Below are 12,420 nucleotides of genomic sequence, written 5' to 3'. Positions count from 1 at the left end.
CCGCGATCGTCGATGCTGCGTCGGTGCGGGCGAGGAAGGGGGCTCGCTGACCGGGTCGAATCCGGTCGACCGCGGCAAGAAGGGCAGCAGACGGCACGTGCTGTCCGAGGCCCGGGGCCTGCCGCCGGCCGTCGCGGTCTCCGGCGCGAACGTGCACGACAGCCAGGTCAAGCCGCTGATTCTCGGCATCCCCGCCACCCGCTCCCGGCGCGGACCACGGCGAAGGAAGGCGGTGAAGCTCCGCGCGGACAAGACGTACCACTCCGCGGAGCACCTCCGCTGGCTCCGCGGCCGGAGCCTCGTCGCGCGGACCGCCCGCCCCGGCATCGAGTCCGGCGACCGTCTCGTCCGGTCCCGCTGGAGGATCGAGCGGTCGATCGCCCGGCTCTTCGGCTACCGTCGCCTCACCGTACGGTACGAACGAAAAGGCAGCCGCTTCCTCGCCTTCCTCGGCCTCGCCGCAGCCCTGACCTGCTACAAGAGACTCGCGAAACTCGCCACGTGAGACATCCTCTAAATCCCACAGGATCGCTCCGCACCGCAACGTTCTCACCATTCACAGAAGAAACAGAAGCAATTGAATCCGAACATGCGTGGATTGAATCCGAACATGCGTGGATTGAATCCGAACATGCGTGTCCGGACGCGCCCCGATGCATACTTGCTGACGTTCAGAGAATCATGGCAGGCTGTCATAGGCGATGCCCGAGACTCACTGGTCATCGTCGATCGACGCTCCCCGTATTAGCGCGTACCAGTCGACCCACCGGTGCAGAGGGTGTCCCACGTGATCACCACGCCCCGCCCGTCGGCACTGTGCGAATTCCGAGAAATGGATGAAAGGCCGATATGACCTCGCCCTCTGTGGACAGCGACGTGTGGTGCCGTCGCTTCCACCCATCGCCGACGGCCACGCGCCGGCTGGTCTGCTTTCCGCACGCCGGCGGATCGGCGAGTTTCTACTTCCCGGCATCCGCCGCACTGTGCGGACCGGTCGACCTCCTGGCCGTGCAGTACCCCGGGAGGCAGGACCGCCGGGAGGAGCCCGGTGTCCAGGACCTGCGCTGCTTGGCCGACGAAGTGTTCGAAGCGCTGCGCCGCTGGGACGACCTTCCCCTGACTCTTTTCGGACACAGCATGGGCGCGCTCGTCGCCTTCGAGGTGGCCCGGCGGATCGAGCGCGCGGGCGGCCGGATCGACCACCTCTTCGTCTCGGGCCGCAAGGGGCCGTCTGCGGACCGGTCTGAGCACTCCCGCCCACTCGACGACGAGAGCATCGTGGCCGAGGTCAGGGCCATGAGCGGCACCGATGTCCGGCTCCTGGAGGACGAGGAACTGCTGCGGATGGTGTTGCCCGTGCTGCGCGCCGACTACCAGGCTCTGGGGGGCTACCGGGCCGACCGCGACGCCGCGGTCACCTGCCCGGTCACCGCTGTGGTGGGGGACCAGGACCCCTGGACGCCGGTCCCCGAGGCCGCGTACTGGCGCGACCGCACGACGGCCGCGTTCGACCTCAAGGTCTTCCCCGGCGGGCACTTCTTTCTCAGCAGCCGGGCGAACGAGGTGATCGGCATGCTCCGTGACCACCTTGCCGGCACATTGCGCATCTGAGACCACGGACGAGAGAGAAGGGGGACCGGGAAGTGACACCGTCAGCGACCTATGAGGAGATCAAGCCCGCGCAGCGGCCGCCGAGGTCCGAGCCCGCCGGCGACGCCGGTCCGGCGGGCGGGGGCCCGTCCGGCGGTGCGTGCGTCCGGCGGCTGACCGCCGTGGATGTCCGTATCCTGGAAGGTGTCGCGGTCGGCACCTCGACCGTGCGGCTGGCGGCATCGATCTATCTGAGCCCGCAGGGCATCGAGTACCGCATCGGGCTGATGATGCGCCATTTCCAGGCCGCGAACCGGCCCGCTCTGGTCTCCCGGGCGCACTCCCTCGGTGTGCTGAGCGTCGGAGCATGGCCACCGCGCGTCCTCCCGGAATTCCTTGAGTCATAGAAGAGGGCAGGGCGCGCTGCCCAGAAGAGGGCCGGGCGCCCTGCCCTCGATCTCCCTCCGGGAATTCCCTCCCGGAGGGAGGGGGTCAAGAGTTCCTTGCGGAGGCGGAAAACACACTCCGTCGGCATGATGCCGGAGATTGTCCCAGACCCGGATATCGTATCGATATCGCGCCAAGAAGCGGGTTCCCGACTGTTCGGTCGAACGCCGGGTTCTGTGGCATTGTGTTGTCAGGATTACTCCCACCGCACTGCGCTTGGTCCGCACCACCGCTCTCTCCTTTCACACCAATTCACAGGAGCTGTCATGAGTCTGGGGTACCTGTTCGGCGGCGGCGTCGGGACCGAGCCGCACGGCTTGGAGCTCTACCGGACCTATGAGGTCGTGCAGGGCTGGTACGAACAGGTCTCCGCATGGACCGGGCTGACGGTCGGACAGATCCTGGAGGAAGACCTCCCGACCGCCCGGGAGGAGCGCCAGAGCGTCGGCACCGTCCGCGAAGCTGCCCTCGCGATCGGTGTACACGACGTACTCGCCTCGTTCAACCTGCGCCCCGCAGCCATCGGCGGCCTCAGCCTCGGCGCGATGACCGCCAGCTGCCTCGCAGGATCGCTGGGGCGGCGCGAGCTGTTCGAGATGCTGGCCGGCTCCCGCGACACCCCGGAACCGCCCGTCGAAGACCCGCAGCAGGGGATAGCCATCGCCTTCGGCCCGCTCGCCGACGGCGCCCCCTCCCACCCGGGCGAGAACGTCCCCGGCATCTACCTGGCGGGCGACTTCGGCCCCACTGCCGACGGCACCCAGCGCATCATGATGCTCGCCGGCTACACCGAAGCACTCGGCGTGCTCGCCGCCGAGGTCCCACCGGGAATGGTCGTGCCGCTCCCCGGACGCACCATTGCCGTCCACACCCCGCTGCGTCGGCCCTACCGCGACTTCATGGCCCCGCGGATCGATGCGATCCCCTTCACCGACCCCGAAATCCCCCTGCTGTCCTGCCTGGAGCCCAAGGTCCTGCGCACCGCAGCCGACGTCAGGGACCTCTTCCAGCGCAACTCCACGGACCCGATCAGCCTGGTCGACGTCTATGGCGGGATGAAGGAGCAGGGTGTACAGCTCGGGTTGGTGATGGGCCCGTCGATACCCGAGGGCATCCTCGCGTTTCCCTTCCCGGTGGTGCACATCGAGCAGCCCGAGCACATCGAACAGGCCCTGACCACCGCCTACGACCTCGGCATCGACCTCTCCGGCGCCTCGGCCCTGTCGTGACCGCCGTCACCCGCGCCGACCCGGACGCCCAGATCGCGCGATGGCTGGACACCGACCTCGACGAGTGGACCCGCACCGTGGTCCGACGGCACTTCGACCCGGTGTCCGGAAGCCCCTACTGGCTCGGGCAGACTTCCCGACTGGACTTCGACCCCCGCGACATCACCTGCTACGACCAACTCGGGGCCTTCGGCACGTTCCCGCTCGACCGACTGCGCGAGGAGGACCCCGCGGACCTCGTCCCGCTGTCGGCGCCCAGGCCGCTCGCCGGACGGGTCTGGGACAGCGGAGGCACCACCGGCACCCCCTGCCGGGCGTTCTACACCCCTGACATGCTGCTGCACAGGGCGCTCTGGCGCCGCTGGTCCTTCGTACGGGAAGGATTCGCACCGGGCCGCACCTGGCTGCAGGCCACCCCCACCGGACCGCACCTGATCGGCAACGGGGTCCGGGAGGTCTCCGAACTCCACGCCGGCCAGGTGTACGCCGTGGACATGGACCCCCGGTGGGTCAAGCGCCTCATCCGGGCGGGACGGCTGGCCGAGGTCGACGACTACACCACCCACCTGCTGGAGCAGATCACCGACATCCTCAAACAGGGCCGGGTCCACTACCTCAACACCACCCCGGCCCTCTTCCAGGCCCTCCGTCAGCGCCGGCCCGAACTGGTCGCCGCCCTGGACGGCGTACGCCTGAGCGGTACCCAGATCAGCGCCGACATGTACCGGACCTTCACCACCGCCCTGCAGGGCGGGATGTGCGGACTGACCTACGGCAACACCTTCGGCAACGCGGCCTGCCTGGACATCGAACAGGACGGCGAGCTGATCAGCTACGTTCCGAACTATCCGCAGGTCACCATGGCGGTGGTCGACAAGGGCGACCTCTCTACCCCGGTCGCCCCCGGCACAGTCGGCCGGGTACGGCTCACCGTCCTCCACGAGGACCTCTTCCTTCCCAACGTCCTGGAACGCGACCAGGCCCTCCGTCACCCGACCGACCACTGGCCCACCGACGGCGTCGCCAACGTCCGCCCCCTCCAGACCACCAACTCGTCCCCCGAGGGCCTCTACTGAACCGTCGCCCCCGGGCGACGGCAGGTTGCGGGCCTGTAAGACGTTCGGCTCTGTTCCGTAACCGGTGGTGACGAAGGGCGACGGTCGTTGTCGGGGTGGTAGGCGCGATGTCAATGAGCCTGTGAGTGTGGTGTTTTCGGGATTGTCGGCGCTGGTCGTAGAGGGTGTGGCGGACGAGGGCGATCTGATCCGGGTGTCGGCGCGGACCCGGGACGATCCGGTGGAGTGCCCGGTGCGTGGGCAACCGACGGAGGCGGGTGGATGGCTTCCACTCTCTCCCGCGTGCTGGCCTGCCAGGTCTCCCGCACGACGACGTCCTGCCTGACCGCACCGCCCAGATCCCGGCCGCGTGGCTGCGCGAGCATCCCGGGGCCGAGTACGTCTGCCGGGACGGCTCGGGCTCCTACGGCGAGGCAATCCGCCAGGCCCTGCCCGAGGCGGTGCAGGTCAGCGACAGGTGGCACCTGTGGAGCAACCTGTGTGGCAAGGTCCTGGCCGAGGTCTGCTCGCACGCCGTCCGCTGGGCCACCGCCGTGAACCCCGCACGTCCCGGAGGTGTACGCGAGCAGACCACCCGCGAGCGCTGGCCGCAAGTCCACCACCTGCTCGACCAGGGCGTCGGCCTGCTCGAATGCGCTCGCCGCCTCGACGTCGCCCTGAACACCGTCAAGCGGTACGCCCGCATGAAGGAGCACACCACAGAGCGCCGAGCCCCCCCGCTGCACGCCCACGCTCGTCGACCCCTACCGCGACCACCTGTGCCGGCGCCGGGCCGAGGACCCCGCAGTGCCGGTCACCCACCTCCCGCGCGACATCGCGGAGTTGGGCTACACCGGCAGTGAGAACCTCCTGAGCCGCTACATCACCCAGGGCCGCGCCGAGGGCGACAAACCCGTCACGCCCCCACAGCGCTTCGCCCGCCTTCTCCTCAACGGCCCCGAGAACCTGCGCGACAAGGACACCGCCCTGCTGCGGGAACCCGCCCAGAGCTGTCCCGAGACGGCCGAACCCGCCTGCTTCACCGGCGGGTTCGCTCGGATGCCGACGCCTGCGGAGGACAACGACACCAAGCTCACCGGCTGGATCACCATGGTTCGCGCCGCCGGCCTGCCTCACCTGCACCCCTTCGCGAACGGCCTCGAACTCGACCGCACCGCCGTCAATGCCGGACTCACCCTCCCGGACCACAACGGCCGCACCGAGGGCGTCGACACACGAACCTGGCGGTCATGAGGCAGACGCACGGCCGAACCGGGTTCCCCCTGCTCCGCCACCGCATCCTCCTCCAGTGATCGCCACCCGGCGCTACCACCGATTACCAAACAGGGTCGAACGGTTGACAGACCCACCGCAGCGTCGTCGCACTCGAACGGGACATCCACGGATGGATCAACGAGTGGAACGAGAACCCCAAGACGTTCGTCTGGACGAAGACCGCCGACGACATCCTCGACACCCTCGCCGCATACTGCACGAACCAACGACTCAGGACACTACGGGCTGTCCCGCGATCCCCGGCGGGCGCACGGCGCCAGCTACGGCACCTCGCCGCGTTGTCGGGACATCCGCAGACGACCAGTATGCGCAAGTCCCTCCGCCTTGCGATGCACCGCATCTGACGCTGTGTGCTCATCCACCGGGAATCGCGGGACAGCCCGTAGGCAGTGCTCGTTCGCCACAGCTCGCAGGAACAGAAGAACCCCGCACCTGGTACCAGGTGCGGGGTTCTTCGCCGTTGTAGGATGCGCAGCTCCACCCCGGGAGAAGACCGCGTGCGGTCATGGTCACCCGCGCGTCTTCCGCCCCGTCGAGTGCGAGCACCCCGCCCACTGCCCGAGATGCAGAGGCGGAGCGCTCGTTCGCCTCAGGGCATCAACCGACGAGTTGACGCAGCACGTACTGCATGATCCCACCGTTGCGGTAGTAGTCCGCTTCGCCGGGGGTGTCGATCCGGACCTTCGCGTCGAACTCCACACCGGTGTCGGTGGTGACCTTCACGGTGTCCGGCACGCCGCCGTCGTTCATCGCCGTGACCCCGGAGACGGCGAAGGTCTCCTCGCCGGTGAGGCCGAGCGACTCCGCGGAGGCGCCCTCCGGGAACTGGAGCGGCAGCACGCCCATACCGATCAGGTTCGACCGGTGGATGCGCTCGTAGGACTGGGCGATGACCGCCCGCACGCCCAGCAGGGCCGTGCCCTTGGCGGCCCAGTCGCGCGAGGAGCCGGAACCGTACTCCTTGCCGGCCAGGACGACCAGGGGGATTCCGGCCGCCTGGTAGTTCTGCGAGGCGTCGTAGATGAACGACACCGGCGCGTCGGGCCGGGTGAAGTCGCGGGTGTAACCGCCCTCGGTGCCCTCCGCGATCTGGTTGCGCAGCCGGATGTTGGCGAACGTCCCGCGGATCATGACCTCGTGGTTGCCGCGGCGCGATCCGTAGCTGTTGAAGTCGCGGCGCTGTACGCCGTGCTCGTTGAGGTAGGTGCCCGCGGGGGTGTCGGCCTTGATCGCACCGGCCGGGGAGATGTGGTCGGTGGTGACCGAGTCGCCCAGCTTCGCGAGCACCCGGGCGCCCTCGATGTCCGTGACGGGCTCCGGGTCCGGCCCCATGCCGTCGAAGTACGGAGGCTTGCGGACGTAGGTGGACTCCGGGTCCCACTCGAAGGTGTCACCGGTGGGCACCGGGAGCGACTGCCACTGCTGGTCGCCTGCGAAGACGTCCTCGTAGCTGCGGCCGAACATCTCCTGGCCGATCGCGGAGGCCACGACCTCGTCGATCTCCGACTCCGTCGGCCAGACGTCCTTGAGGTAGACCGACTTGCCCTCGCTGTCGGTGCCGATCGGGTCGCGGGTGATGTCGATCTTCATCGAGCCCGCGATCGCGTAGGCCACCACCAGCGGCGGGGAGGCCAGGTAGTTCATCTTGACGTCGGGGTTGATCCGCCCCTCGAAGTTCCGGTTGCCGGAGAGCACCGAGGCCACCGCGAGGTCGTGGTCGTTGACCGCCTTGGACACCTCGTCCGGCAGCGGACCGGAGTTGCCGATGCAGGTGGTGCAGCCGTAGCCGACCAGATTGAAGCCCAGCTTGTCCAGGTAGGGGGTGAGACCCGCCCGGTCGTAGTAGTCCATGACCACCTTGGAGCCCGGGGCGAGGGTCGTCTTGACCCACGGCCGGCTGGTCAGGCCGCGCTCGACCGCCTTCTTGGCCAGCAGCGCTGCCCCGACCATCACCGAGGGGTTGGAGGTGTTGGTGCAGGAGGTGATCGCCGCGACGGTGACCGCACCGTGGTCGAGGGTGTAGCTGGAACCGTCGGGGGCCGTCACCGTCACCGACGTGGACGGAACGCCGTTCGACACCGCGGGTGCGTCGGAGGCCGGGAAGGACTCCTTGCCGGCCTCGTCCAGGTCGGTGTCGTCCACGTAGTTGCGGACGTCCTGGCCGAACTTCTGCGCCGCGTCGGACAGGGCGATGCGGTCCTGCGGGCGCTTGGGGCCGGCGATCGACGGCACCACGTGGGCCAGGTCCAGTTCGAGGTACTCGGAGAACTCCGGCTCGCTGGAGGGGTCCAGCCACAGCCCCTGCTCCTTGGCGTAGCTCTCCACCAGGGCGAGCTGCTGCGCGTCCCGGCCGGTGAGACGCAGGTACTTGATGGTCTCGTCGTCGATCGGGAAGATCGCCGCGGTCGAGCCGAACTCCGGCGACATGTTGCCGATGGTGGCGCGGTTCGCCAGCGGGATCGAGCCGACGCCCTCACCGTAGAACTCCACGAACTTGCCGACCACGCCGTGCTTGCGCAGCATCTCGGTGATCGTGAGCACCAGGTCGGTGGCGGTGGTGCCGGCCGGCAGCGACCCGGTCAGCTTGAAGCCGACGACCCGCGGGATGAGCATGGAGACCGGCTGCCCGAGCATCGCGGCCTCGGCCTCGATGCCGCCGACGCCCCAGCCGAGCACGCCCAGGCCGTTGACCATGGTGGTGTGCGAATCGGTGCCGACCAGGGTGTCCGGGTAGGCCTGCCCGCCGCGGACCATCACGGTACGGGCCAGGTGCTCGATGTTCACCTGGTGGACGATGCCGGTGCCGGGCGGGACGACCTTGAACTCGTCGAACGCCGTCTGGCCCCAGCGCAGGAACTGGTACCGCTCACGGTTGCGGCCGTACTCCAGCTCCACGTTCTGCGCGAAGGACTCGCTGGTACCGAAGCGGTCGGCGACCACGGAGTGGTCGATGACCAGCTCCGCCGGGGCCAGCGGGTTGATGCGGGCGGCGTCGCCGCCGAGCTCCTTGACGGCCTCCCGCATCGTGGCGAGGTCGACGACGCAGGGCACCCCGGTGAAGTCCTGCATGATCACGCGCGCGGGCGTGAACTGGATCTCCTCGTTGGGCTGCGCCTGGGAGTCCCAGCCGGCCAGCGCCCGGATGTGCTCCGCGGTGATGTTGGCACCGTCCTCGGTGCGCAGCAGGTTCTCCAGCAGCACCTTCAGGCTGTACGGGAGGCGCGCCGCGCCCTCGACCTTGTCCAGCCGGAAGATCTCGTACGACTCGTCGCCCACCTGCAGCGTACTGCGGGCGTCGAAGCTGTTCGCCGACACGACAGTCTCCTTCAATGCATCAATTCGCGTGTTCCACCACGATCCTGCCGTCGCAGGACCTTGCCCATCCGCTAAGGTGCACCTAAGTTAGGGTTACCTAAGAAAGTGCGGCAGTGGCACACCCTCCGGTAGATATCTCGATGTCGAGATAACTGTAGTACATGACCGCCCGACGGTCATGTACCGCCCTGTCCGGCGGCCGCGACGCGTCACCCGCAGGTCCGCCCCGGAGCCGCGCGCGGACACCCGGGTACGATGCCGCAGCGCCCCTCTCCCGGTGAGTACCCGCCACCACCACCGGCACGCCCGCCAGGCGACCTCCGTGCACATTCACGGAGGGTGTGCGCCGCACCCACGCGCCGCATACCGTGCACCCTGCTCATATCCCTGCATACTGGACAGGTGGCGGGGGTCGCTCCACCGCACCCCTCCACCGCACCCCTCCACCACCGTCCGTCACTCGGACGCGGTGGCCGTGTGACGGCCACGACGCGGCGGTTCGCCCGAACGGTCCTCCTCGGTGGCGCGGTTATCTCATATTTGAGATACGGTTCTGCGTATGATCGAGGACTACCTAGCACGCATCGGGCAGTTGATCCGGGACGCCCGCCAGCACAGGGGCTTGACGCAGGCGCAACTCGCGGAAGCCTTGAACACCAGTCAGAGCGCGGTGAACCGGATCGAGCGCGGCAACCAGAACATCAGCCTTGATATGATCGCCCGCATCGGCGAGGCCCTGGACAGCGAGATCGTCTCCCTCGGCTACGCCGGGCCGATGCACCTGCGGGTCGTCGGCCGCCGCCGGCTCTCCGGCAGCATCGACGTCAAGACCAGCAAGAACGCCTGCGTCGCGCTGCTCTGCGCCTCGCTGCTGAACTCCGGACGGACCGTGCTGCGCCGGGTGGCCAGGATCGAGGAGGTCTTCCGCATCCTGGAGGTCCTCGGCTCGATCGGAGTGCGGACCCGATGGATCAACGACAACACCGACCTGGAGATCGTGCCGCCGGCCGTACCGGAACTGGCCACGATCGACGCGGACGCCGCCCGCCGCACGCGGTCCATCATCATGTTCCTCGGCCCGCTGCTGCACCGCCTCGACACGTTCCAACTGCCCTACGCCGGCGGCTGCGACCTGGGCACCCGCACGGTGGAACCGCACCTCCAGGCCCTGCGCCGGTTCGGCCTGGAGGTCACCGCCACCGACGGCACGTACCACGCGGCCGTCGACCGCTCCATCGTCCCGACCCGGCCCCTCGTGCTGACCGAACGCGGCGACACCGTCACCGAGAACGCGCTGCTCGCAGCCGCCCGGCACCCCGGCACCACCGTGATCCGCAACGCCTCGTCCAACTACATGGTCCAGGACCTGTGCTTCTTCCTGGAGCAGTTGGGCGTCCGGGTGGAGGGCATCGGGACCACCACCCTCACCGTCCACGGCGTCGCCGAGATCGACGTCGACGTGGACTACTGCCCGTCGGAGGACCCGGTCGAGGCCATGAGCCTGCTCGCCGCCGCCGTCGTCACCGAGTCCGAACTCACCATCCGCCGCGTACCGGTGGAGTTCCTGGAGATCGAACTCGCGGTGCTGGAGGAGATGGGGCTCGACCACGACCGCAGCCCCGAGTACCCGGCCGACAACGGCCGCACCAGGCTCATCGACCTGACCGTGCGCCCGTCGAAACTGGAGGCGCCGATCGACAAGATCCACCCCATGCCGTTCCCCGGCCTCAACATCGACAACGTGCCGTTCTTCGCCGCCATCGCGGCCTCCGCCCACGGCTCGACGCTCATCCACGACTGGGTCTACGACAACCGTGCCATCTACCTCACCGACCTCAACCGGCTCGGCGGCCGCCTGCAACTCCTCGACCCGCACCGGGTCCTGGTGGAGGGCCCCACCCGCTGGCGCGCAGCCGAGATGATGTGCCCGCCCGCGCTGCGCCCGGCCGTCGTGGTGCTGCTCGCCATGATGGCCGCCGAGGGCACCTCGGTCCTGCGCAACGTCTACGTCATCAACCGCGGCTACGAGGACCTCGCCGCCCGCCTCAACTCCGTCGGCGCCCAGATCGACATCTTCCGGGACATTTGACCGGCGGGGGTGTCGTGCCCTCTGGCGGCACGGGGCACGACACCTCAGCACGCCAGCTGACCAGCATATACCTACCTTCAACGCCCTCCACTGATCGCTGTTGCCCTTCACCACCTTGTGCAACGCACGCGCAAGATGCTTTCAAATGACTGGCGATATGTCATAAAACACTGACAACCCGTCATCTTGCACACGGAGTTATCGCCGAAGCGGCCTTGCACCGTCCGATGTCGGTCGTGTCCCACCGACCGCGGGAGGTCGACGAGGTGAACGCCCTCTGCCCGACGTCATCCGGCCTCGTGACGCAGCAACGCTGAAGAAGCTCAGTGAGCTGTTCCCGGTAACCGTCGGCCACCGTCCGTGAGTGCGAGGTGCGTCGCGCGGTCCGGGGTATCCCCAAGTCCGGGCAGGCGTAAGGCCCCTGGTAGGAACGATCTTGCGACAGAAAGATCCGACCGAGGGGCCTCACGTGCCGACCAGTGTCACATACACCGCCGTGCTCGTGCTGCGCTGGTTCCTCGACGGCACCCGGCTGGCCCAACTCGTGCGTGACAACGGTCTGTCGGCCTCCACCTCCTACCGCTACCTCTACGAAGGACTGGCCGTCCTGGCCGCTGGCGCACCGGACCTCGCGACCGCGCTGGAGCGTGCGAAGGCAGCCGGGCTGACGCATCTGAACCTCGACGGCACGGTCATCCGCGCACCGACCGCGTCGCCGCCCCGGGCCCCAACGGAGCGGACCTGTGGTGGTCCGGGAAACACAAGCACCATGGCAGGAACGTGCAGGTCATCGCCACCCCGGACGGCTGGCCGATCTGGGTCTCGCCAGTACGGCCGGGCCGGGGGCACGACACCACCTGCGCCCGCCACCACGGACTGGTCGACGCCCTCAACCGCATCGCGGCCGAGCTGGACATGCCGACCCTGGTCGGCCTCGGCTACGAGAACGCCGGCGACGGCTTCCGCCACCCCGTCAAGAAGCCCGCCGGAGGCGAGCTGACCGAGACCCAGCAGACCCAGCAGACCTACAACAAGGCTATCCGCAGCATCCACGGCGTCCGGCCAGACGGTCTCCACCGCGTCGGGCAGGCCCTCATGCCCGTCGCAGACGAGCATGAGGACGTCGTGCACGCCGCGGTTCCTGATCTCGGTGAGGATGTGCATCCGGTGCTTGGCGCCCTCTCCGCCGTCGCCGGCCCACAGGCCGAGGATGTCCCGCCGGCCCTCGACGGTGACGGCCAGGGCCACATAGACCGGCCGGTTGGCCACGGCGCCGTCGCGGATCTTCACGTGGATGGCGTCGGTGAAGACCACCGGACAGACGGCGTCCAGGGGCCGGTTCTGCCATTCGGCCATGCCGTCCATGACCTTGTCGGTGATCGTGGAGATCGTCTGCCGG

The 12,420-nt window shown here is 68.5% G+C and carries 7 protein-coding genes and 4 pseudogenes; 9 read left to right on the top strand and 2 right to left on the bottom strand.

Annotated features, from left to right (window positions below; translation table 11 throughout):
* From H300_RS0120845 to H300_RS32685, 7 genes and pseudogenes are all read left to right on the top strand, one after another.
* The coding region (locus tag H300_RS0120845) for a transposase (protein ID WP_158678415.1) at nt 1-505 on the top strand (505 nt) is incomplete at its 5' end.
* A gap of 344 nt (nt 506-849) precedes the next feature.
* Entirely contained in the window at nt 850-1,611 is a 762-nt protein-coding gene (locus tag H300_RS0120840; protein WP_028428948.1) for an alpha/beta fold hydrolase, read from the top strand.
* 32 nt (nt 1,612-1,643) lie between these two features.
* Complete coding sequence (locus tag H300_RS0120835) at nt 1,644-1,997, top strand: hypothetical protein (protein ID WP_028428947.1); 354 nt, start codon at nt 1,644-1,646, stop codon at nt 1,995-1,997.
* 306 nt (nt 1,998-2,303) lie between these two features.
* Nucleotides 2,304-3,266 (top strand): malonyl transferase, encoded by a 963-nt coding sequence (locus tag H300_RS0120830; protein ID WP_028428946.1) that lies wholly within the window; start codon nt 2,304-2,306, stop codon nt 3,264-3,266.
* Entirely contained in the window at nt 3,263-4,342 is a 1,080-nt protein-coding gene (locus tag H300_RS0120825; protein ID WP_028428945.1) for an arylcarboxylate reductase, read from the top strand. Before H300_RS0120830 ends, H300_RS0120825 begins: the two co-directional genes overlap by 4 nt.
* 67 nt (nt 4,343-4,409) lie before the next feature.
* A pseudogene (locus H300_RS28325) lies at nt 4,410-5,634 on the top strand (transposase).
* A gap of 54 nt (nt 5,635-5,688) precedes the next feature.
* Nucleotides 5,689-5,836, top strand: a pseudogene (locus H300_RS32685) (IS630 family transposase); the annotation flags it as partial.
* 378 nt (nt 5,837-6,214) lie between these two features.
* Here H300_RS32685 and acnA read toward each other — a convergent pair.
* Nucleotides 6,215-8,932 carry an aconitate hydratase AcnA gene (acnA, locus tag H300_RS0120810; protein WP_028428943.1) on the bottom strand — a complete coding sequence of 906 codons (2,718 nt, stop codon included), beginning with the start codon at nt 8,930-8,932 and terminating at the stop codon, nt 6,215-6,217.
* 559 nt (nt 8,933-9,491) lie between these two features.
* On the opposite strand from acnA, the gene H300_RS0120805 reads away from it, so the two are divergent.
* Nucleotides 9,492-11,021, top strand: a complete 1,530-nt coding sequence (locus H300_RS0120805) for a UDP-N-acetylglucosamine 1-carboxyvinyltransferase (RefSeq protein WP_028428942.1) — start codon at nt 9,492-9,494, stop codon at nt 11,019-11,021.
* Between the two features lie 493 nt (nt 11,022-11,514).
* Nucleotides 11,515-12,080, top strand: a pseudogene (locus H300_RS30645) (transposase family protein); the annotation flags it as partial.
* Here H300_RS30645 and H300_RS28320 read toward each other — a convergent pair.
* Nucleotides 12,081-12,420 (bottom strand): annotated as a pseudogene (locus tag H300_RS28320) (IS256 family transposase); the annotation flags it as partial.

The sequence above is a fragment of the Streptomyces sp. TAA040 genome, assembly GCF_000424845.1.
The sequence above is the reverse complement of the archived record's forward strand: the minus strand, read 5'-3'. Positions and strand labels throughout refer to the sequence as shown.

Excerpts from the sequence above, each read along its gene's own strand:
- H300_RS0120840 (WP_028428948.1), top strand. The coding sequence starts at position 850 with ATGACCTCGCCCTCTGTGGACAGCGACGTGTGGTGCCGTCGCTTCCAC.
- H300_RS0120805 (WP_028428942.1), top strand. The coding sequence starts at position 9,492 with ATGATCGAGGACTACCTAGCACGCATCGGGCAGTTGATCCGGGACGCC.
- H300_RS0120830 (WP_028428946.1), top strand. The coding sequence starts at position 2,304 with ATGAGTCTGGGGTACCTGTTCGGCGGCGGCGTCGGGACCGAGCCGCAC.